Source organism: Pseudomonas kitaguniensis (assembly GCF_049199985.1).
GTDB lineage: Bacteria > Pseudomonadota > Gammaproteobacteria > Pseudomonadales > Pseudomonadaceae > Aquipseudomonas > Aquipseudomonas kitaguniensis.
On sequence record NZ_JBLZPT010000002.1, the window covers coordinates 57499 to 78878 of the forward strand.

Annotated in this window: 26 protein-coding genes and 1 tRNA gene; 11 read left to right on the forward strand and 16 right to left on the reverse strand. The window is 58.5% G+C overall.

Annotated elements, in window-relative coordinates; genetic code table 11:
• The first annotated feature begins 132 nt into the window (after window positions 1–132).
• From sctW to sctU, 11 genes are read left to right on the forward strand one after another with little or no spacing between them, the layout of a single operon-like run.
• Window positions 133–1191, forward strand: a complete 1059-nt coding sequence (gene sctW / locus ACOZK9_RS04125) for a type III secretion system gatekeeper subunit SctW (RefSeq protein WP_058411475.1) — start codon at window positions 133–135, stop codon at window positions 1189–1191.
• A complete protein-coding gene (gene sctV, locus ACOZK9_RS04130; protein WP_058411474.1) occupies window positions 1188–3281 on the forward strand; it encodes a type III secretion system export apparatus subunit SctV in 2094 nt (697 codons plus the stop codon). The genes sctW and sctV overlap by 4 nt, the downstream gene beginning before the upstream one ends.
• A 37-nt stretch (window positions 3282–3318) precedes the next feature.
• Window positions 3319–4230: an FHA domain-containing protein gene (locus tag ACOZK9_RS04135; RefSeq protein WP_183141058.1), complete on the forward strand. Its 912-nt coding sequence runs from the start codon at window positions 3319–3321 to the stop codon at window positions 4228–4230.
• Window positions 4227–5585 carry a FliI/YscN family ATPase gene (locus ACOZK9_RS04140; protein WP_058411472.1) on the forward strand — a complete coding sequence of 453 codons (1359 nt, stop codon included), beginning with the start codon at window positions 4227–4229 and terminating at the stop codon, window positions 5583–5585. The genes ACOZK9_RS04135 and ACOZK9_RS04140 overlap by 4 nt, the downstream gene beginning before the upstream one ends.
• Entirely contained in the window at window positions 5572–5985 is a 414-nt protein-coding gene (gene sctO, locus ACOZK9_RS04145; RefSeq protein WP_058411471.1) for a type III secretion system stalk subunit SctO, read from the forward strand. The genes ACOZK9_RS04140 and sctO overlap by 14 nt, the downstream gene beginning before the upstream one ends.
• Window positions 5982–6440, forward strand: coding sequence for a type III secretion system HrpP C-terminal domain-containing protein (locus ACOZK9_RS04150; RefSeq protein WP_421555335.1), 459 nt, complete (start codon window positions 5982–5984; stop codon window positions 6438–6440). The genes sctO and ACOZK9_RS04150 overlap by 4 nt, the downstream gene beginning before the upstream one ends.
• Complete coding sequence (locus ACOZK9_RS04155) at window positions 6437–7450, forward strand: FliM/FliN family flagellar motor switch protein (RefSeq protein WP_058411469.1); 1014 nt, start codon at window positions 6437–6439, stop codon at window positions 7448–7450. Before ACOZK9_RS04150 ends, ACOZK9_RS04155 begins: the two co-directional genes overlap by 4 nt.
• A complete protein-coding gene (sctR, locus tag ACOZK9_RS04160) occupies window positions 7447–8100 on the forward strand; it encodes a type III secretion system export apparatus subunit SctR (RefSeq protein ID WP_058411468.1) in 654 nt (217 codons plus the stop codon). Before ACOZK9_RS04155 ends, sctR begins: the two co-directional genes overlap by 4 nt.
• 7 nt (window positions 8101–8107) lie before the next feature.
• Window positions 8108–8371, forward strand: coding sequence for a type III secretion system export apparatus subunit SctS (gene sctS, locus ACOZK9_RS04165; RefSeq protein ID WP_058411467.1), 264 nt, complete (start codon window positions 8108–8110; stop codon window positions 8369–8371).
• 10 nt (window positions 8372–8381) lie between these two features.
• On the forward strand, window positions 8382–9170 hold the full coding sequence (sctT, locus tag ACOZK9_RS04170; RefSeq protein WP_058411466.1) for a type III secretion system export apparatus subunit SctT: 789 nt from the start codon (window positions 8382–8384) through the stop codon (window positions 9168–9170).
• Window positions 9167–10264 carry a type III secretion system export apparatus subunit SctU gene (gene sctU, locus ACOZK9_RS04175; protein ID WP_421555336.1) on the forward strand — a complete coding sequence of 366 codons (1098 nt, stop codon included), beginning with the start codon at window positions 9167–9169 and terminating at the stop codon, window positions 10262–10264. The genes sctT and sctU overlap by 4 nt, the downstream gene beginning before the upstream one ends.
• Here sctU and ACOZK9_RS04180 read toward each other — a convergent pair whose 3' ends face one another.
• The 16 genes from ACOZK9_RS04180 to ACOZK9_RS04255 form a co-directional block, all read right to left on the reverse strand.
• On the reverse strand, window positions 10265–10630 hold the full coding sequence (locus tag ACOZK9_RS04180) for a transcriptional regulator (RefSeq protein ID WP_122249514.1): 366 nt from the start codon (window positions 10628–10630) through the stop codon (window positions 10265–10267).
• On the reverse strand, window positions 10627–10830 hold the full coding sequence (gene hrpT / locus ACOZK9_RS04185; RefSeq protein ID WP_122249515.1) for an HrpT family type III secretion system protein: 204 nt from the start codon (window positions 10828–10830) through the stop codon (window positions 10627–10629). Before hrpT ends, ACOZK9_RS04180 begins: the two co-directional genes overlap by 4 nt.
• On the reverse strand, window positions 10827–12962 hold the full coding sequence (gene sctC / locus ACOZK9_RS04190; protein WP_058411462.1) for a type III secretion system outer membrane ring subunit SctC: 2136 nt from the start codon (window positions 12960–12962) through the stop codon (window positions 10827–10829). The genes hrpT and sctC overlap by 4 nt, the downstream gene beginning before the upstream one ends.
• Window positions 12963–12977: 15 nt before the next feature.
• On the reverse strand, window positions 12978–13343 hold the full coding sequence (locus tag ACOZK9_RS04195) for a type III secretion system chaperone (protein ID WP_147468888.1): 366 nt from the start codon (window positions 13341–13343) through the stop codon (window positions 12978–12980).
• A 28-nt stretch (window positions 13344–13371) separates the two neighbouring features.
• The gene (locus ACOZK9_RS04200; protein ID WP_058411460.1) at window positions 13372–13605 is read right to left on the reverse strand and encodes a hypothetical protein; all 234 of its coding nucleotides are present in this window, start codon (window positions 13603–13605) and stop codon (window positions 13372–13374) included.
• Window positions 13606–13714: 109 nt separating this feature from the next.
• Window positions 13715–14305, reverse strand: a complete 591-nt coding sequence (gene sctL / locus ACOZK9_RS04205; protein WP_152745890.1) for a type III secretion system stator protein SctL — start codon at window positions 14303–14305, stop codon at window positions 13715–13717.
• A complete protein-coding gene (locus ACOZK9_RS04210; protein ID WP_082648970.1) occupies window positions 14283–14864 on the reverse strand; it encodes a type III secretion protein in 582 nt (193 codons plus the stop codon). Before ACOZK9_RS04210 ends, sctL begins: the two co-directional genes overlap by 23 nt.
• The gene (gene sctJ / locus ACOZK9_RS04215; RefSeq protein ID WP_058411457.1) at window positions 14857–15642 is read right to left on the reverse strand and encodes a type III secretion system inner membrane ring lipoprotein SctJ; all 786 of its coding nucleotides are present in this window, start codon (window positions 15640–15642) and stop codon (window positions 14857–14859) included. The genes ACOZK9_RS04210 and sctJ overlap by 8 nt, the downstream gene beginning before the upstream one ends.
• A gap of 4 nt (window positions 15643–15646) precedes the next feature.
• Entirely contained in the window at window positions 15647–16012 is a 366-nt protein-coding gene (locus ACOZK9_RS04220) for a hypothetical protein (protein WP_172979333.1), read from the reverse strand.
• An 88-nt stretch (window positions 16013–16100) separates the two neighbouring features.
• Window positions 16101–16268 carry a hypothetical protein gene (locus ACOZK9_RS04225; RefSeq protein WP_161936687.1) on the reverse strand — a complete coding sequence of 56 codons (168 nt, stop codon included), beginning with the start codon at window positions 16266–16268 and terminating at the stop codon, window positions 16101–16103.
• A 217-nt stretch (window positions 16269–16485) separates the two neighbouring features.
• Window positions 16486–17400: a sigma 54-interacting transcriptional regulator gene (locus tag ACOZK9_RS04230; RefSeq protein ID WP_058411456.1), complete on the reverse strand. Its 915-nt coding sequence runs from the start codon at window positions 17398–17400 to the stop codon at window positions 16486–16488.
• Window positions 17401–17663: 263 nt separating this feature from the next.
• Entirely contained in the window at window positions 17664–18764 is a 1101-nt protein-coding gene (gene ychF / locus ACOZK9_RS04235; RefSeq protein ID WP_421555337.1) for a redox-regulated ATPase YchF, read from the reverse strand.
• 21 nt (window positions 18765–18785) lie between these two features.
• Window positions 18786–19370 (reverse strand): aminoacyl-tRNA hydrolase, encoded by a 585-nt coding sequence (pth, locus tag ACOZK9_RS04240; protein ID WP_058411443.1) that lies wholly within the window; start codon window positions 19368–19370, stop codon window positions 18786–18788.
• A gap of 168 nt (window positions 19371–19538) precedes the next feature.
• Window positions 19539–20144, reverse strand: a complete 606-nt coding sequence (locus ACOZK9_RS04245) for a 50S ribosomal protein L25/general stress protein Ctc (RefSeq protein ID WP_058411442.1) — start codon at window positions 20142–20144, stop codon at window positions 19539–19541.
• Between the two features lie 138 nt (window positions 20145–20282).
• On the reverse strand, window positions 20283–21224 hold the full coding sequence (locus tag ACOZK9_RS04250; protein WP_003208392.1) for a ribose-phosphate pyrophosphokinase: 942 nt from the start codon (window positions 21222–21224) through the stop codon (window positions 20283–20285).
• A gap of 46 nt (window positions 21225–21270) precedes the next feature.
• A tRNA-Gln gene (locus ACOZK9_RS04255) sits at window positions 21271–21345 on the reverse strand.
• Window positions 21346–21380: the final 35 nt, after the last annotated feature.

Here is a 21380-nt window from a genome sequence, read left to right on the forward strand (position 1 = left end):
ACGCAGTAATCTGCAAAATCAAGCCACGCTCTGTGCGGGTTTTTTCAATTTTTCGATCAGCGCTATTTCGATGGAACCAGCGACGTAGGTCTTGCCACATAGGGAAACATTCACCCCGGTAGTGGCATGCCCATGAAAGTCGAATCCATCAACGATGTGCACTCTATCCAGCGCTTGGATCAACCCACTGTTGCAGTTGCCCCCACGCCCACGCCGAAGATTGATGACGTTGCTCATATCTTCAGTCAGGAAGTTGAAGCCAACAATCGGGTGCTGACGCAGCGGTCGCTGGGCGTGCGTGTGCCCCCCACCGAGCAGCTCGCGCAACTCTATGAACAGTTGGGCCACCCGGCCCAGACGACGTTGTCGTCGATTTCCCGGCAGATCAGGATGCAGTTGCTGCAGCTTCCCACTGTCGACAAGTTGATGGACCTCACCGGGGGTGATCCTGCGCGTGCGTTTGTGGTGCTCAAGCATGTGGCGGCACAGGCGGACAGCGAGGTGCGACCGTCCGAAGCGGCCCTGGCGCGTGATGCCATCGCCAAGCTGGAGGTGCGTTTCCAGGGGGAGATCCAGGCGGGCCTCAATATCGCTGTGGCGTTGCAGGCCGCGGGTGTCGACCCGCAAGAGCGCCAAGCGTTACGCGTGCTCTATTACTCCAGCGTGGTCACACGGCAATCGTTGGCAACGATGATGCAGGCTTTGCTGGGCGTGTACGGCGGCGGGGAGTTTTCCAAAGGGCTCAATGTGATGAGTAAAGCCCTGGCGGACGACATAGCGGCGCATGTCTCTTCAGTCCCCTCGGCGCTGTTGCGCACCCTGTTGCTGGGCCTGCAAAGCTGCGGTCAGTTGAACTCGGTGTTGACCAATTGCAACGGCGTGATCCAGCGCCTGCATATCGAGCAAGACGCAGTGGGCCTGCTGCAACGCATGCTGGGTTACGCAGGCTCCGGGATTGCGGCGGCTGAAGTGCTGCGCTTGACGGAGGATCTTGGCGGCCGCGCGTCGCCGCGCAACTTGACGATCCTCAATGCGCTTTACCCGCTGATCCAGACGTTGCCGCAGGCGGTGTGGCCTGACAGCCGAATGCGTCAGGATGCACTGCATGCCTTTTTGGTGGTGATGGATGAGCTTGCCCGTATCGAACGCGGCCCTGCAGGCATTGCCGTTGCATTGAGGACCCTGGCGTGACCGCATTGTCGGCCATCAACAACGTCTTGCTCAAGGTCGCGCAGCGTGCCGAAGTGCTCGGCGCCGTGGTGGTCATGGGCATTGTGTTCATCTTTATTGTGCCGCTGCCCACCTGGCTGGTCGACATCCTGATTGCGATCAACATCTGCATATCCTGCCTGTTGATCGTACTGGCGCTGTACTTGCCGGGGCCGTTGGCGTTCTCCTCGTTCCCGTCGATTCTGTTGTTGACCACCATGTTTCGCCTGGCGCTGTCGATCGCCACGACGCGCCTGATCCTGTTGGAACAGGACGCCGGCGACATCGTTGAGGCATTCGGTAATTTCGTGGTGGGCGGCAACCTGGCGGTGGGCATGGTGATCTTTCTGATCCTCACCCTGGTCAACTTTCTGGTGATCACCAAGGGCTCGGAGCGCGTCGCCGAAGTGGCGGCACGCTTCAGCCTGGATGCGATGCCAGGCAAACAAATGTCTATCGACAGCGACTTGCGTGCCGGCCTGATCGACGGCATTCAAGCGCGCGACAAGCGCGAGCAGTTGTCCCGCGAGAGCCAATTATTCGGTGCCATGGACGGCGCCATGAAGTTCGTCAAAGGTGACGCTATCGCCGGTTTGATCATCGTCGTGGTCAACCTGTTGGGTGGTTTTACCACGGGCATGTTCCAGCACGGCTTGAGCGCTGCCGATTCGATGGCGCTGTATTCGGTGCTGACCATTGGTGACGGCCTGATTGCACAAATTCCCGCACTGCTTATCTCACTGACCGCCGGCATGATCATCACCCGTGTGGCCCCGGAAGGGCGCAAAGGCGCGACCAACATGGGGGCCGAGATTGCTCGGCAAATGACCAGTGAGCCCAAGAGCTGGATGATTGCCTCGGTCGGCATGCTCGCCTTCGCGTTGGTGCCCGGCATGCCTACCGTGGTGTTTGTGATGATCGCGATGGTGACCGGCGGCCTGGGTTATTACCTTGCGCGTGAGCGTCAGCGGGCAGAGAAACCTGAAGCTGAAGACGCCGATGCCGTTCGCCCGGAAGATAATGGCAATGAGGACCTGCGCGGGTTCGACCCGTCGCGGCCCTACTTGTTGCAGTTCCCCCAGGCGTTGCGTGGCACGCCTGAAGTGACGGACCTGATTCGCGGGATTCGCCAGGCGCGTAACGCGATGGTCGCCAACATTGGTTTGACGTTACCGCCGTTCGAAGTGGAACTGGATGATTCGCTGGACGATGATGAAATGCGCTTCTGCGTGCATGAAGTGCCGATGGTCAAGGCGTCTGTCGTCAGCTACCTGGCGGTGGCGCGTAAATCGTTTACGGTCGAGCCTGAGCATGCGCTGCCGGGGTTGGCTGAGCGCGATGAACAGAATTTAATCTGGTTGGCCGCTGATGATCCGCTGCTCGATGATCCGCAGTTGGAGCGCTTCACCGCGACGGACCTGATCCTTGATCGCATGAAGCAGGCAATGATGCTCAGCGGGCCGCAGTTCCTCGGTATCCAGGAAAGCAAATCAATCCTCAGTTGGCTGGAGCATAACCAGCCGGAGCTGGTTCAAGAACTGTTACGAATCATGCCGCTTTCGCGGTTTTCTGCGGTATTGCAGCGCCTCGCCGGTGAAGGCGTGCCGTTGCGCGCCGTGCGACTGATTGTCGAGTCGCTGATCGAGTATGGCCAGCATGAACGTGAGCCGGACGCGTTGGCCGACTATGCACGCATTGCGCTCAAGGCGCAGATCTTCCACCAGTACAGCGAAGCCGATGGCTTGCATGCCTGGTTGTTGTCGCCGCAGACCGAGAACATCTTGCGCGAAGCGTTGCGCCAGACCCAGACCGGCGTGTTCTTTGCCCTCGACACTGAAAGCAGCGCGGCGCTGATCAACCTCCTCAACCAGGCCTTTACCTTACGCGCCAAACTCAAAAGCGTGATGTTGGTCGCGCAAGACCTGCGTAGCCCGCTGCGCGCGCTGTTGCTGGAAGAGTTCAACCATGTCCCGGTGCTGTCCTTTGCGGAGTTGGGCAGTACGTCCAAAGTGAAAGTGCTCGGGCGTTTTGACCTTGGCCAGGATGAACTGATGCGTGGTGCGGTGGCATGAATATTCAGCCAGTTTCAGCCTACGGGAGTGCTCGATGATGTTTGAGTTGAGAGTGCTGAGCGGCCTGCATCAAGGGGCTGCGCTGCCGCTTTTTGGTGAGCAGTGGAGCATCGGTGCGCACCCTGACGCTGACTTGATGCTGAATGATCCGGGCATCGCCGAGCACCATGCGCGGTTGCGTCTGGTTGACTCGAACTGGTCAGTGCAGGCCGAAGCCGGGCTGTTGCAAGGTGCCGAGGGGCAAGTGCTGGCCCAGATCGCGAGCTTGGCGCTGAACGTGCCGTTTTCGGTGGGGGCGATCCAACTCTGCGTCACCCTGGCCGATCAGCCCTGGCCCCAGGCGCCGGCTCCGGTTGATGCGCCTGCCGTTGCGCCACGGGCTCTGCCGCGTGAGGCGCCGGGCGCGCTGCGCTTATCGTCGATCACGCACTCGCAGCAAAAGCGTCTGATCAGCGTGGCGCTGGTGGTGGTGGCCATCCTCGTGTTGGTGGGCCTGACCTCCACCGGGGAGCGTGAGGCCCAAGCCTCGTTAATGCCGGCCGTGGCGACCAAGCACGAACTGATCTCGCCGTCTGAAGTGCGCCAGCAGTTGTTAAAGATGCTCAGTGAGCGGGAGTTGGCCCAACGGGTCAGCTTGCAAGTGATCAATGGTCAGGTCGCGCTCAACGGCGACGTTTCCCAAGACGACGTTGAACTGGTAACGCGCATGCTCAACCGCTTCGGCGAACAGTTTGACAGCGCCGTGCCGGTGATCAGCCGTGTGCGCGTAAACGACGGCGTATTGCCGTTCAAAATTGTACAGATCGTGGGTGGACCGAACGGCCACGTGGTTCTGGAAGAGGGTAGCCGATTGTTTGTAGGTGATGAAGTGGATGGCATACGCCTGGTGCTGATCGACAACAGCAAAGTGGTCTTCGATGGTGCGCGGCGATATGAGGTGCGCTGGTGAGCGAGGACCTGCAAGCACGTCTGGCTGCCTGGCAGCAACGCCAGGCCCAGTCGCTGGCGAGCATTATGCCGGTGACGATGCGCGGTCGAGTCCAGCGCGTCAACGGCATGCTGTTGCAATGCCGCCTGCCCAGCGCGCGTATCGGTGACCTGTGCCGGGTTGAAAAAACCAGCGACGATTACATGCTGGCGGAGATCATCGGTTTCGATCAGCAGGACGCCGTGCTCAGCGCCCTGGGCAACCTTGAAGGCATCCGTGTGGGCGCCAGCGTGCAGCGTCTGGGGGTGTCGCATCGGGTGCGCGTCAGTGATGAGTTGTTGGGCCAGGTGCTGGATGGTTTCGGGCGGCCGATTGCGGGCGACGGCCCGAGTGCCTTCGTGGAGGCCGACGGCCCGGACGCGAGCATGGTGTTGTGTGAGGCACCGTTGCCGACCGAGCGGCCGAGGATTAATCGCGCACTGGCCACCGGCGTGCGCTCGATTGATGGCCTGTTGACGTTGGCCGAGGGCCAGCGCGTGGGCCTGTTTGCCGGTGCCGGCTGTGGCAAGACCACCTTGCTGGCGGAGATCGCCCGAAACGTTGATTGCGATGTGATTGTGTTCGGCCTGATCGGCGAGCGTGGCCGCGAACTGCGCGAGTTCCTCGACCATGAGCTGGATGATCAGTTGCGCGCCAAGGCAGTGCTGGTCTGCGCGACGTCCGACCGCTCAAGCATGGAGCGCGCCCGCGCGGCCTTCACCGCCACGGCACTGGCTGAAGGTTATCGACGCAAGGGCAAGCGGGTGTTGCTGCTGATCGATTCCTTGACCCGTTTCGCCCGCGCTCAGCGCGAAATTGGCTTGGCCGCCGGTGAACCGCTGGGGCGCGGCGGCTTGCCGCCTTCGGTGTATAGCTTGTTGCCGCGTTTGGTCGAGCGCGCCGGTTTGACCCGCGACGGCGTGATCACCGCGATCTACACCGTACTGATCGAACAGGACTCCATGAATGACCCGGTGGCCGACGAGGTTCGCTCGTTGCTCGACGGCCATATTGTGCTGTCGCGCAAGCTGGCCGAGCGCGGTCACTACCCGGCGGTTGATGTACTGGGCAGCCTTTCACGAATTCTAAGCAACGTCGCCACGCCTGAGCATATCCAGGCCGGTACGGCACTGCGGCGCCTGTTGTCGGCGTACCAGCAGATCGAGCTGATGCTCAAGTTGGGCGAGTACCAGCCTGGCAGTGACGCCCTGACCGACATGGCGGTAGACAGCCGGCAGGCGGTGGATGGTTTTCTGCGCCAGGACTTGCGTGAACCCGCGCCGATGCAGGCGACCCTGGATCAACTGATGGAGCTGACCGCGCATGTTCCTTTCTGAGTTGGAAACGCTGCGGCGTCTGCGCAAACACCGGGCAGACCGCGCTGAGCGCGCGTTGGGTGAGGCTAAAAGGCATCAGCGCGCGTTGCAGTTGCAAGTTGAGCAGGCGCAGCAAGCCCTTGAGCAAACTCGTCTGCAGGAGGCCCAGGAGGGCGCGCAGTTATTGAGCCAGCACCAAGGGCAAGTGATCTCGTTCAAGCAGCTCAACTCGTGGAACACCCAGGAGCGCTCGTTGTGCGCCAGTACGCAGCGCGAAGAAGCGCAGTTGCATGAGTTACATGGCCAGCAGGAGCAGCAAGTGATCCACATCGACGGTGTGCAGAGGCAGGTCACCCAACGTTTGCGCGAAGTTGAAAAGCTTTTGGAATTATCCCGTCTACTCGTACAGGAAGAAACATGAAGCAGGTGCCTGTGAGCAAGTCTGAACGGCCCCGTGTGCGCGAGCCATGGGAAGACGCTGAAGTGGGCAGTGGGGCGCCGGCGTCCCTGGAACAAAGGCGCTTGTTTGTCCAACTGTTTGCTAAAAGTGATGATCAAGGCGGTTACGTTTCCACGTTGCCTGGCCTGATGGCGTCACCTGATCGGGTGATGCTTGAGGCGTTGGCCGGGCAACTGACGGCGCGAATCCACGGCGCCGCGCAATGGCCCTTGCTGGTGGCGCTTTACCTGCCGCGGCTTGGGCGAATCAACGCCAGTGTGCGTAAGGAACCCGGCACCTGGAGCGTCGAGCTGGAGGCTGAAGAAGAGCGCACCGCGCAGTGGCTCAACCGTCAGCACAAACGCTGCCAGGACACGCTGACCGAGGCTTTGGGGCAGCCTGTCGACGTTCATATCAGGCACGCGAACCCAGCATGATCATGTCAGTTTTAACCTTGCCATTGGTCGATGCCGGAAGGGTTGCCGCGTTACAGCGGTTGGGGCGCGGTTTACGCATGCCGTTCCAGGTTGCGGATCAGCCGGGCGAATTGTTGCTTGAGCCCGGCCGTGCTCCCGCGAACGCAAAACCTATGTGTTTCGAGAGCGCCATCGGTGTGCTGGCATTCGCCGAACCCGGGCCGATGTTCAGCCTGATGGGCGAATGCCCGGTCACCCTGGCAGAGGCCAGCAACTCCCCGACGTCCTGGTTCTGGGAGCTGTTTCTGCATCACTTGAGCCCGCAGTTGTTAGCGCTGTTCGGTTACCTGCGATTGCTGCCGGCCCCCACAAAGCTGGGCTTTGGATGTCGCTTAACCGTGACGCTGGGCGCCTCCAGGGTCGCAGGTTACGTGTGGATGGCGCCCCAGACGTTGTTGGCGATGTGCGCGGCCGGCCCGTGGCAGCGTACGGCCGGCCCGTTACCGCTGTCGTTTCCGTTGGCAATCGTCGTGACCTTGGGCCGCTTGAGCCTGCACGTCGAGCAACTGCGCGGTTTGCGTGCCGGCGATGTAGTGATGCTTGAACAGCCTTTTTTCGACGCGCAGGGCCATGGCCATTTGCGTATCGCCAACCATCGTCTGCAAGGGCGCATTGACGATGAATCCGGGCCGTTGTGCCTGAACCTTATTTCGATCGAGGAAACCTCCGTGGACGAAGATTTTGTAATAGAAGAATACCCAGGGCCTGAGCTTGATCACCCGGTGGTGGATGCGTTCGGCCAGGAGCCCTTCGATGAGTTGAGCATGGCGCTGACCGTGCGCTGCGGCCTGATGAGCCTGACCCTTGGCGAGCTGCGCAACCTGGTGCCCGGTGCGGTGTTGGGTATCACTGGCTATGCCCCCGGCATGGCTGGCTTGTATTACGGTGAACGGCCTATTGGTCAGGGGCAGTTGGTGGAAGTGGATGGCCGACTCGGCCTGCAAATGTCTCGCGTGGTTTTCTCCCGATGATATTTCAGGGCATCGACCCGGTAATCCTGGCGCTGTTCTTCGGGGCAATGTCGTTGATGCCGATGCTGTTGATCATCTGCACGGCGTTCTTGAAGATCGTCATTGTGCTGATGATCACGCGCAACGCGATCGGCGTTCAGCAAGTGCCGCCGAGCATGGCGATCAACGGAATCGCACTGGCGGCGACGCTGTTTATCATGGCGCCGGTGGGTTACCAGATTGCCCAGCAGCTCAAGGTGTCGCCGCTGGACATGAGCAGTGTGCAAACGCTGCAAGAGACCGGGCTTGGGGCCATACAGCCGCTGCGCGCGTTCATGAAACGCAACACCGACCCGGACGTGTTGACCCACCTGCAGGAAAACAGCGCGCGTATGTGGCCGCCTGAAATGGCGCAAAGCACCCAGCGCGATGACCTGATCCTGTTGATCCCGGCCTTTGTGCTGTCGCAGTTGCAGGCGGGGTTCGAAATCGGCTTTCTGATCTACATTCCGTTCATCGTCATTGATTTGATTGTCTCCAACCTGCTCTTGGCCCTCGGTATGCAAATGGTCTCGCCGATGACCATTTCCCTGCCGCTAAAACTGCTCTTGTTCGTCATGGTCTCCGGATGGTCGCGGTTGCTCGACAGCCTTTTCCTCTCTTATCTCTGAGTGCCTTATGGAACCGATCGTACTGTTCAAACAGGGCATGCTGCTGGTCGTCGTATTGTCGGCACCGCCGCTGATCGTGGCGGTAATCGTCGGCGTGCTGACGTCCCTGGTTCAAGCCCTGATGCAGATACAGGACCAGACACTGCCCTTTGGCATCAAGCTGGTTGCGGTGGGCATCACCCTGATCTTGACGGGGCGCTGGATCGGCGTGGAGTTGATTCAACTGATCAACCTGATGTTCGACATGATTGCCCGTTCGGCGCTGAACTGAGGGCCTGCACGTGCTGCCTTATCTTGAGTTATTGCCGAGCCTGCTGATTGCCATGGCGCGCATTTATCCTTGTGCCATTCTGGTGCCGGCGTTCTGTTTCCAACATTTACGCGGCATGCCCAGGCACGTCATCGTGATGGTCATGGCCTTGATCCCGGCGCCAGGTATCCATGCGGTACTGGTAGCCCAGGACTACTCCGCGCTGATGATAACCGGGCTGATGTTCAAGGAAGCGGCACTGGGCTTATTGCTGGGCGTATTGTTGGCCATGCCGTTCTGGATGTTCGAGTCAGTCGGCGCGCTTCTGGATAACCAGCGTGGCGCCTTGGCGGGTGGCCAACTCAACCCGTCATTGGGGCCGGACGCGACGCCCATCGGGCACCTGTTCAAACAATTGGTGATTTACTTGCTGATCGCTTTTCTGGGCCTGAGCGTGCTGACCCAAGTGATCTGGGACAGTTACGTGATCTGGCCGGCGACGGCCTGGATACCGCTGCCGGCAATCAATGGCTTCAGTATTTTCGTGGGCATCATTGGCGACACTTTTTCTCACATGATGCTTTACGCCGCGCCCTTTATTGCCGTGCTGTTGTTTCTGGAGTTCGGTGTCGCGCTACTGGGCGTCTACAGCCAGCAATTGCAGGTGAGTACGCTGGCGCCACCGCTCAAGTCGCTGGCGGGCATTGGTATTTTGCTGCTGTACTTTGCCTTGCTTCAGGACCTGATGGTCGGGCGCTTGAGCCTGTTGAGCGACCTTAAACACTCATTGGGGTTGATGTTCGAGGTCTCGACGCCATGAGTGACTCGGGCGAAAAAAAGCACCCGGCTTCCGCCAAGAAGCTGCGCGATCAACGCAAAAAAGGCCAGGTCTCGCAAAGCCAGGACGTGGGCAAATTAATGGTGCTGACGGCGATCAGTGAGATTGCTTTGTTTACGGCCGAAACCAGTATGCAACGCTTCCAGCAACTGATGGTGTTGCCCATGTCGAGCATGAGCCAGCCCTTCGTACACGCCCTGGAAACGGTGCTGTTTGAAGGCATGCTGGTGTTTTTCGCGTTCGCGCTGTTGATGGTTGGCGTCGCAATCATGATGAAGCTGATCAGCAGTTGGATGCAGATCGGGTTTCTGTTGGCCCCGGACACCTTGAAGCTCGACTTCAATCGCCTCAACCCGCTCAAGCAGCTCAAGCAGATGTTTTCCGTCCAATCAATAACGAATCTGTTGATGAGCGTGACCAAGGCGGTGCTCCTGGGCGTGGTGTTGTACGTGGTGATCAAGCCTGCGTTGAACGCACTGATCAACCTGGCCACCAGTGATTTGCAAACCTATGTTCTGGCGCTGATCGCCCTGTTCCGCCACTTGTTGCATGCCTGCCTTGGGCTGTTGCTGGTGCTGGCGCTGATTGACCTGGCGATGCAAAAGCACTTCTTCGCCAAGCGCATGCGCATGACCCAGGTCGAGGTCGTCAAAGAGTACAAAGACATGGAAGGCGACCCGCATGTGAAGGGCCAGCGCCGTGCGTTGGCGCAGCAATTGTCCCAGGAAGAACCAAAGGTCAAGCTGCCCAAGCTGGAAGAGTCCGACATGCTGGTGATCAACCCGACGCACTTTGCCGTCGCGCTGTATTACCGCCCCGGTGAGACGCCGCTGCCCATGCTGGTCAGCAAAGGCACGGACGCCGAGGCGCGCCAATTGATCGAGCAGGCGAAGGCGGCGCAGGTGCCGGTGATTCAGTGTGTATGGCTGGCCCGCACGCTGTACACGCACGCGCTGGGCGCCGGTATCCCGCGTGAGACCTTGCAGGCTGTGGCGCTGATCTATCGCACCTTGCGCGAGCTGGATGATGATGCCAAGCGCGAAACCCTGGAGTTGCCGGCGCTTGAGTTGCGCTGATCAGCGCCTTGCGCGTACGTCCAGGGTTTCAAGACCTGCCAGCGAAAGCATGCGGCTTAGCGTCTTGTCGAGCGCCGCGTGCGATGCCGGCAGCGCCTGCCATATCACCAGGCTGCCCTGGGCGTCGAGGTAGATAAAACTGCCGTCGAACAGCAAGGCCTGCTCGAAGCGTCGCTCAAGCACGCGCTGCAACTGCCCGGTGTGTAACCGTTCACGCGCGATGTTCAAGGCCAGCCCCGAGCACTTGCCCGCGTGCAGTGCGTGCACGTTGACCCCGTGAGCGAGGGACAGGTGAGCGGCAGTGCCGCTCACCAGGTTGTCCAGAAACACCCGACGTTGATCGTTGAACGCTTCTGGAAGACTCATTGTTCCAGGGATATCGTCTGGTAGTCCGCTCGCTCCCCGGAGGGGCCTGGCTCGACCCGCGTTTGCGGCGGCCACCAGATCACCATGGTATTTTTGCTCGATTGTGGGCGTGAGCAGGAGTCACCCTTGCACGTGGGGGTGCAGCCGGCGACGAGCATTACTGCGCTGATCAGGGTGACGCACAACACGCGGTGTTTCATGGCGTAGCCTTCTGAGCTGGAGTGATCAAGGAGGGGCGGGGCACGCCGATGTGTTCATCCTTTACCACCGGACGCATGGCGATAAATACCTCGGCTTCTTCACCCGGTTTGAGCCAGGCGCGCGGCCACACCGTCACCGCCAGGGTTTGCGAGTTGCTGCATTCCTTCTCGTCGACGCGCACATTGCGCTTGATCTGATTACGCACCACCACCACCGCCACATTGAACTGCGGGCCGGCATACCACTGGCTGCGTTCGGTGTTCATGGCGAGTATTTCGCGTGTGTTGCACAAGGTCTCAAGACCCAATGGCATCGCTGCCATCTTGAATGCCGGAGGAATTTGCCCGGTCACCAGATGAGCCAGGGTGCTGGTGATGTCACTGCGTTTGATGACCGGTTGGTGTTCGGCATAACGCCTGGCCAGTGGTTTGAGTGCGGCCTGTAGCTCCAGCTGATCTTCCTGCGGCAAATAGCGTGAAGGGTCGGCTTGGTCGCCGATCACGCGCGGGGTCAGGATAAACAAGCGTTCGCGGCGATTGTTCTTGCGTTCGGTGGATGAAAACAATGCCTTGCCCAGCAGCGGTATATCCCCGAGCAGTGGAATCTTGTTGCGCTTGTCGGTGCTCTCGGTGACATGGAACCCACCGACCACCAGCGAGCGGCTTTCCGCCATGACGGCCTGAGTACTGACATTGCCACGGCGTACGTCGAGGCCCAGGCGATCCGGGTTGGACTCGTCGAAGTTACCGTCTTCAATATCCACCATGAGGTGAACTTGATGAGTGCCACGGGTGGTAATCACCCGGGGCACCACTTGCAGGCTGGTGCCGACAGTGATGGGCAGAACGGTCGCGACTTCTGTGCCCGCCGTCAGGTATTGGGTGCGGTTGAAGTCAATCACCGACGGCTGGTTTTCCAGGGTGAGCACCGAGGGGTTAGATACCATGGTTGCGAGGCCGCGTTGTTCCAGTGCGCGTATCTTGGCAAAAAAACGGTCACGGTTTCCGATCGACAATTGCGATGAACTGCCCGGTGCGATTCGCACGTCGCTGCTAAAGCGACTGTTGCCCCAGTTGACCCCGAATTCACGCAGTTCAGTGCGTTCTATATCGAGAATAATCGCGTCGATTTCCACCATTTTGCGTGCCACATCGAGCTGGGTAAGCAGCTCTCGATACATCGCGTGCCGCTCCGGCAGGTCATAAATCAGTACGGCGTTATTGCGCACATCGGCTTCGACGCGAATTCGGCCCATAGACACCGGTGCTCGCGGGCTGAGGCTTGCGCCCGTTTCCAACGGCCCCTGGTTGGCTGTCTGGCCAAGCATCTGCCCCAACATCGGGTTGCTCAACCGCGGGAAATTCGGTGTGATGGGAGAGGGCTGGGAGGCGGATGAGCGGTTTTGGCTCATGCTTGAGAGGGTGCTGGGTGAGCGCGGTTCCAACAACCCGCGCAGCATGCTCGCGACGCCTGGAATGGTTATTTTTTCACCGCGATAATCGATCTGGCGATCGCCGGCGTTGGCGAATTTCAGTGGGTAACTGAGCACGCTCTGCTTTTCGTCAGGTGATTTGCGCTGGCTGCTGAACTGCTTGATCTGGTCGATATAGCGCTTGGGGCCAGACACCAGCACCACCCCGTCATCGGGCAGCTCACCCCAGCCGAAACGGCTGTCGAGCAGGCCGATGTCGGTCAGCGCGCGCTTGAGGTCGGCGACGGTCTCGGAAGAGACCTCCAGGCGCGCGGACTCTTGCAGGTCCAGGGTGCTGATATACAGGGTGTTGTTGTACAAGTACCACTGGAAGCGGTGTTCCACCCCAAGCCTGTCGAGCAACGACTGCGGAGTATTCGCGCGTATCTTGCCATTGACCGTCCCGTCCAGCAGGCCGTCGACTTGCAGTTGTGTGCCAAAGGTCTGAGCGAAGTCCTCGAGTACATCTCGCAGCGGCTTATGATTGGCCTCATAGGCGTAGGCGGTGTTTTTCCATTCTGGGGGGATCGCGGCAAGGCTGCTGTGCAGCGGCGCCAACAGTAAGGGCAAGGCGAGCAGGCAACGCCAGGGCGCGCGTTTTACCAACGCCGCGGGCGCGTTTAAACGCAAGCGGGTGTGCTTGTTGATCTTGCTAGGCATGACAGGGTCTCTGTTTCAGTGCGGCAGCTGACGTAATGAAGTGGGCTGGAACTTGCGCCCGGCCTTTCTCAGGCGCGCCGTTACGCTGCGCCAGGTGTCACGTTGGTTGAGAAGCACTTCAAGGGATTTCAACAGGTGTTTTTGGCTGCATTGCCTAGGCAGGCATTGCACCAGCCAGAGGTGGCCTGTGGCGGGTGCCAAGGCCAGTGCGCCCTGGAAATGCGCCAGGCTGGACTGGCCGAGAAGGCACCAGGATTGCAGCGGAAATTCGAGGTCTGCAGGGGTCAGTTGAGCACGCAGCACGACGCGTTGTTCGTCGCACTGCACGTTGACCTCATCATCCTGTTCAAACAGCAGAACCGTCTGTTGGTGGCCACTCAAACAGTCCGTCAACGTTTGCTGCCAGTCACTAGACGACATTGATGGCGGATTTAACCGTTTCGTGTTTGTAGCTGAGGTAGGTCGAACTCACCGCAAAATTGTTGACCAGCCTGGACTTCTCCTCATTCAGAAACTCCAGGAACATCGTTGTGTCTTCGCTGCGTTCGATGTTTGGAATATCGGCACTGATTTGGTCGAGGTTTTTTTCGGAGCGAATTTGCTGCCGGTAGAGATTACTGAGTACGCGTGCGTCAGCATTCATCGCTTGTATCTCCAATGGGGTTCTATTGCCTGTGTGGCGCCTGGTGAATGACCAGTTCCATCGGCGACCAGTTTTTTTAAAAAAGATAGGTTTTTATTGAGCTAAGTTGTCACTTGATTTTGGTCGTGGGTGGGACCGCCACGAGCATATTGATGGCATCGGTCCAATTGATGTGAAACCCGCCATCTTCTGTTTCAAGCACCAGGGACTGCGTGGCCAGCCCGTTTTCAACGCGAAGCGTCCACGGCACTGCGCAGTGGGAGCTAAGCCATTGCTCTACAAGTTCGCGGTCCAGCGGGTTGCACAGTAAGTTCGCCTCGACCGCCGGCAGTTGGGCCGCCAGTAATTTATTGAGCAATGCGGCGAGGCGCTGGGCGGGTACGGTCTCCTCCAGGATGCTTCGAATTGCCGTGTTAACGACGCAGGTGGCGGCATGCTCCAACTCATCGAACATCGCCAGTCGCTCCGACTCCCAGCTTTGCAGTTGGGCATTGGCGCGCTCCCAGAACGCCTCACGGGCAGTTTGCAACAGGCTCTCGCAACGCTCTTCGGCTTGGTGTATGAGCGCCTGCGCTTGGGTTTCGGCGAGTTCCAGCATTTGACGGGCCTGGGTGTAATCAGCAAGCATTTCCTTGGGAATCAGGGCCGTCGGCAGGTCGTGAGTGAGGGTGTGCAGCTCAATCTTGCGGGCGCAAAACATGATTGGAATTCTCGCGGGGGGCGCGCAGGGCATCATCGACAGGGGTAGAGGTTGCGCGCCAAATAGTGGCTTGCCACAGGGTGTCCAGCCGGCCATGCGTGTCCGCCAGCTTGGGTTTTTGCTCCAACTCAAGCACCCTTGGGCGAGCAAAGCTCAAACGCAGCCGTTGCCAGATAACGGGGGGCACCCAGGCCCGCAGGTAGTGCAAGGGGTCGCCGACAGCCACCGGTGTTGGGCCTGTTGGAAGCGCCTTGGCCAAGCGCTGGCACCAAAGAAGCTGTTCTTGATTCAACTGGCTGCCGGGGGGCGCGTTGTACACCTCATTGACGAGTTCGAGTACGAGTTCCTGTTGTTGCGCGCGACTCAGCACCAGTTTCAGCAAGGCCGCCGAGGTCGGCGGGGGAAGCTCGGGGGCGATCTCGAACATGCTGCTGACCCGGCCATGATGGCTGCGTGAAAGCGCCGTTGTCTCTACAAAGCCGGTTTGTGTGAGCCAGTCGACGTGGGCATTCTCCCAGGGGAAGGCCCACCATCTTGCCCAACTGAGGTCTTCACTCATCAGCGTCGGCTGCGGCAGGCGTTGCTGCAGAGGCGCGCGTTTGCCTGCGGCGCCAGACTTGCCAGGCAATACCGCCCAGAATCAACGCAACCAGCGGCGCGAAAATGCTCATGCGCCAGAACCCGACGTCTTGCTCCGGTACCAGAAATGGTCCGAGATGGATAAGTTTTTGCTGCTCTATATAGGCCGTGGCGGGTACGAACACCACGGTCAGTTTGGCAGTATTGTCTACCGCCGAAGCCATTCCGGGGATGCTGCTGGCGACCATCCTGCGCACTCGCGGATTGATCTTGTCAGGTTCCAGTCGCGGGTCATGCTTGATGAATACAGACGCCGACGCCGGCTGCACCGGCTCGCCTGGCGCTATTCGTTCAGGCAGCACCACATGCACACGTGCGACGATCACGCCGTCGATGTTGGACAGGGTCGATTCAAGTTCCTGGGAAAGCGCGTAGATATAACGTGCGCGCTCTTCCAGCGGGGTGGAGATGACGCCCTCTTTGCGAAAAATATCGCCCAAGGTTGAGCGGGCCAGTCTGGGCAGCCCCGCAGCGTCCAGAGTACGAACCGCGCGACTGATGTCACTGGCCTTGACCCGAACAGCGACGCCATCTTTGCCCGGTATCTTCTGTGCACGGATTTGTTTGTCCGCCAGTTCCGCGATGACTTCGTTGGCTTCCGGCTCGGAAATATTGCGATGCAGCTCTACGCTGTCGCCACAGCCCGTGAGTATTAAGGTCGTTGAGATAAATAATAGGCTGATTAGACGGCGGTACATGCAACTACCCCATGCTTGAAATTTTATCGATGCCTTTTGTGAGTGCGCTGATTACCTTGACCCGTGACATGATGTCGATATGCGCCTCGGCGAGCGATTGGGCGAACTCGTTCGCATCCTTGGTATTTTTGTTCTGGCTAGAATCCCTGAACCCTTTGGACACGCGCCTGGATAACGTGTCCGACTCAGTAGAGCCCCAGGACACGGGAGGCGATGCCATGGCGGGCGCGACGCCTTTGCCGGGCTGTTCGGGGTTGCCTAGTTGGGCGTTGAAAAAACTGATGTCCGCCGCCCGGTTGATCGCGCCAAAGGCATCGGCCTGGGTGCTGGTGTTTCTGGTTTCTGCGAGCCCTGGGGTTGCGATGTACATATGAATCTCCATCGAACGTGTCGATTGTTGTACGCGGGGTGACGCTGAAAACCTCCTCAACCTGATGGGCTGAGGAGGTTGGTCTGGCTTAGGCGAATCGCAAAGATTTAATGCGGCCGGCTTTTGCGGTAGTCAGTTCTTGTTCAGCAGTCTTTTTGGCCTCGTCGACTACTTTCTTTTCTTTATCAGCGTTGATGGCATCCAGTTGCGCCTGGTTACCTGCGCTGGAGCTACCCAAACCTGAGATTGAGGACATAAATCACCTATACGATTTTAAATAAAGTCTGATAGCGAACAGTGGCTATCGTGGGGTGTTGAGTGGCTGTGAAATCACTCGCTTTATAAGTGGCGGATGACAAACAAAGCGTTCCAAACTTTATAGGTATCTATGTAAATTATTGCTTCGTGTTGCCTTTTGGAGTAACGCTGGAGTTGCACGCCAGAGGAAAGTTTCAGCTGTCGCACGCTGCCGGTTATATTTCGAGTTGCTTCATGCGGTAATAGAGCGTGCGTTTGGCGACGCCCAACTCAATCGCTGCGCTATCGACTGAATGGTCGTTGCGGCGCAGTGATTCTTCAATCAGGGCTTTTTCAATTTGTTGCAAGCGTGCCTTCAGGCTCATTTCGCCGTCGTGCTGGTTGCTCAGGGGCAGCGAAAGCGCGGGTAATCCCAGTACGAACCGTTTGGCGGTCGAGCGCAGTTCGCGCACGTTGCCCAGCCAGGCGTGGCACAGCAACTGTTGCAATAACTCACCGGGCGGGGTTGGAGCAGGGCATTTGAAAAGGTCCGCCTCTTGTTGGACCATCTCCAGGAACAAGGGGATGATCCTTTCTCGTTGGTCGCGCAGGGCCGGGAGTTGGAGGCTGACCACATTCAGTCGAAAATACAGGTCGCGCCGGAAGGTGCCTTGCTCGACCATTTGGTCCAGTGACTGCTGGGCGGAAGCAATAACCCGCATATCGACCGGGATGAAGCGGGTTGAACCAAGCCTTTCAACGCCACGCGACTCCAGCACCCGAAGCAATTTGGCCTGCAGGTTCAAGGGCATGCTGTCGATCTCATCAAGGTACAGGGTGCCCAGATGAGCCGCCTCAACAAAGCCTGCCCGCGACTGCATTGCCCCGGTAAAGGCGCCGCTGTTGACGCCGAACAATTGGCTTTCTGCGAGGCTGTCCGGGATGGCGGCACAATTGACCGCAATGAAGCTGCCGCGCCGTCTCGACAAACGATGAACCCGCTGGGCCAAGGTATCCTTGCCCGTACCGGTTTCGCCCAGTAACAGGATGTCTATATTAAGTGACGCGGTGCTATTAAGTGTATTTTCAATGTCTGGACCCTCAATAAGTGAGGGGGCCGTTTCAATGTCCCTATTGTAGGAGTCCGACATCGCATGGGTGCTCCATTATCACGGTGTACTAGTTAGGCAGCGGTCAGCAGGCACCGGTCAGCGGAATGGAAATTATAGATTTTTTGTTCTATTTTAAAAGTAGGAACTTGCGCGAATGATGTAGGAGAAGTTAGATGTGTTGGGAGGTTAATGCGGCTCAATTGTTTTTCAGGTTAAAAAGGCCTGGGGTTAATCACTCGCCCACAAAAAAGCCGATGCACTGCATCGGCTTTTTTGTGGGCGGCCAAAGCCGCCAGTAATGCTTACACGTTGAAACGGAAGTGCATCACGTCGCCATCCTTGACGATGTATTCCTTGCCTTCCAGGCGCCATTTACCGGCTTCCTTGGTGCCAGCCTCACCTTTGTACTGGATGAAGTCGTCGTAGGCGATCACTTCGGCGCGGATGAAGCCTTTTTCGAAGTCGGTGTGGATCACGCCAGCGGCCTGTGGGGCGGTGGCGCCGACTTTGACGGTCCAGGCGCGGACTTCTTCGGCACCGGCGGTGAAGTAAGTCTGCAGGTGCAGCATTTCGTAGCCTGCGCGGATCACACGGTTCAAGCCAGGCTCTTCCAGGCCCAAGGCCTCAAGGAACATGTCTTTCTCTTCGCCATCATCGAGCTCGGCGATTTCTGCTTCGATCTTGTTGCACACCGGCACCACAATCGCGCCTTCTTCGTCGGCGATGGCCTTGACCACGTCGAGCAGCGGGTTGTTCTCGAAGCCGTCTTCAGCGACGTTGGCGATGTACATCACCGGCTTGGTGGTCAGCAGATGGAAGCCTTTGACCACCGCTTTTTCGTCGGCGCTCATGCTCTTCATCAGGCTGCGCGCCGGTTTGCCGACGGTGAAGTGAGCGATCAATTGCTCCAGCAGGCCTTTTTGGACCACGGCGTCCTTGTCACCACCCTTGGCGTTACGCGCAACTTTCTGCAGTTGCTTTTCGCAGCTGTCGAGGTCGGCGAAAATCAGCTCCAGGTCGATGATCTCGATGTCGCGTTTCGGGTCGACGCTGTTGGAGACGTGAATCACGTTCTCGTCTTCAAAGCAGCGGACCACATGGGCGATGGCATCGGTTTCACGGATGTTGGCCAGGAACTTGTTGCCCAGGCCTTCGCCTTTCGACGCGCCCGCCACCAGGCCTGCGATGTCGACGAATTCCATGGTGGTCGGCAGCACGCGCTTGGGGTTGACGATGGCCGCCAGGGCTTGCAAGCGCGGGTCCGGCATGGCCACGATGCCGCTGTTCGGTTCGATGGTGCAGAAGGGGAAGTTCTCCGCCGCAATACCGGACTTGGTCAGGGCGTTGAACAGGGTGGATTTGCCGACGTTGGGCAGGCCGACGATGCCGCAATTGAATCCCATGGTGTTTCCCCTCGGTAAAAGTCAGGCCTTCTGGCTGTGCAGGTTTTTCATCGCACGGTTCCATTCACCGGCGAAGATATCCGGCAGCACGCCGAGGGCAAAGTCGATGCTGGCATCGAGTTTTTCCTGTTCGGCGCGTGGCGCACGACCCAGGACGAAATTTGAAACCATACTGGCAACGCCTGGGTGGCCAATGCCAAGCCGCAGACGGTAAAAATTATTCTGATTGCCCAACTGCGCGATGATGTCGCGCAGGCCATTGTGCCCGCCATGCCCGCCGCCCAGCTTGAGCTTGGCAACGCCGGGTGGCAGGTCCAGTTCGTCATGGGCCACCAGGATTTCTTCGGGTTTGATCCGGAAGAAACCCGCAAGCGCCGCGACAGACTGGCCGCTGCGGTTCATGTAGGTGGTGGGAATCAGTAGACGAACATCCTGACCCTGATGCGAGAAGCGCCCGGTCAGGCCAAAATATTTGCGATCGGCCACCAGGTTCACACCTTGGGCGTGGGCGATGCGCTCAACAAAAAAGGCCCCCGCGTTATGCCGGGTCTGTTCGTATTCGGCGCCTGGATTTCCCAGGCCAACGATCAGTTTAATGGCGGTCACGACAGGGGCCCTTCCTTTGGAGTTGTGGGTAACATCGCCGCAACCGTTGTGCGGCGAAAGTGGACGACAGGAGCTCACTTATCCAGAGATAAACTTCGCGTTATCGCCCGCTTTCTCGCTACGTTTCGGTCCGCGATGTTGCCTCAAGCTCCGACGTTGCAGAGAGCATTACTCTGCAGCGGTTTCGCCTTCTTCATCTTCAGCTACAACACGTGGCGCGTGGACGTTGGCAACAGCCTTGTCGTCGTTGTGAGCCAGTGCTACGAACTCAACGCCTTTAGGGGCTTTGAGGTCGGACAGGTGAATGATGGTGCCGATTTCAGCAGCCGACAGGTCGACTTCGATGAACTCAGGCAGATCTTTCGGCAGGCAGCTTACTTCGATCTCGGTAGTCGTGTGGGAAACAACGCCACCTTTCTTGATCGGAGCTTCTTCACCAACAAAGTGCACAGGCACGATTGCGGTCAGTTTCTGGCCCGCTACGACACGGATGAAGTCAGCGTGCAAAACGTGGCCCTTGGATGGGTGACGTTGCAGAGCTTTGATGATGACGTTCTGCTTTTTGCCGCCAACGTTCAGTTCGATAACGTGGCTGTAGGCAGCATCGTTTTCGAGCAGTTTGGCAACTTCTTTAGCCAGCATGCTGATGGATTCAGGGGCTTTTTCGCCACCGTAAACTACAGCTGGAACCAGGCTTGCGAGACGACGCAGGCGGCGGCTCGCACCTTTCCCCAGGTCGGAACGCAGTTCAGCATTCAGAGTAAAATCGTTCATGTTGTATCTCCAAAATAACCACATTCGCCCCAGCGTTTGCGACCAGCGCTAAAGGCGATATGGGCAAAAAAGCCCCGCCCCGGCAGAATGCTGGGGCGGGGCGCTTTTCGTCAGTGAGAGGTTCCGAAGGTTTGACCCTTAGCGGAACATCGCGCTGATCGATTCTTCATTGCTGATGCGGCGAACCGCCTCGGCAACTACCGGCGCAATATCCAGTTGGCGGATACGCGAACAGGCTTGAGCAGCAGCGGACAACGGGATGGTGTTAGTCACCACCAGTTCATCCAGCATGGAGTTCTCGATGTTCTCGATCGCTCGGCCCGACAGCACAGGGTGTGTGCAGTAGGCGAAGACTTTAGCGGCACCGTGCTCTTTCAAGGCTTTTGCCGCGTGGCACAGCGTGCCGGCGGTGTCGACCATGTCATCAACCAGAATACAGGTACGCCCTTCGACATCACCGATGATATGCATCACTTCAGAGTGATTGGCTTTTTCACGGCGTTTGTCGATGATCCCGAGGTCCACGCCCAGGGATTTGGCAACGGCACGTGCACGCACGACGCCACCAATGTCCGGGGACACGATCATCAGGTTTTCAAAGCGCTGATCTTCAATGTCATCCACCAATACCGGGGAGCCGTAGATGTTATCCACTGGAATATCGAAGAAACCCTGAATTTGGTCAGCGTGCAGGTCAACCGTGAGAACACGGTCGATGCCTACCACGGTCAGCATGTCAGCGACGACTTTCGCGCTGATAGCCACACGTGCGGAACGCGGACGGCGATCCTGACGGGCATAACCAAAGTAAGGGATTACAGCTGTGATTCGAGTCGCTGAGGAGCGGCGGAAGGCATCAGCCATCACGACGAGTTCCATCAGGTTGTCGTTGGTCGGAGCGCAGGTCGGCTGAATAATGAAGACATCTTTACCGCGGACGTTTTCATTGATCTCGGCTGTAATTTCGCCGTCGGAAAATTTGCCGACAGAGATGTCACCGAGAGGGATATGCAGCTGACGTACGACACGTCGAGCCAGATCGGGGTTGGCGTTCCCCGTAAAGACCATCATCTTGGACACGCGCAGTACCTAGAGGCTGAGGGTAACCTGGATGAGTATTAGAAAATGGCAGGGGCGGCTGGATTCGAACCAACGCATGGCAGGATCAAAACCTGCTGCCTTACCGCTTGGCGACGCCCCTGTATCTGTTGCAACGAGTGCCTAACACTCGGTTCC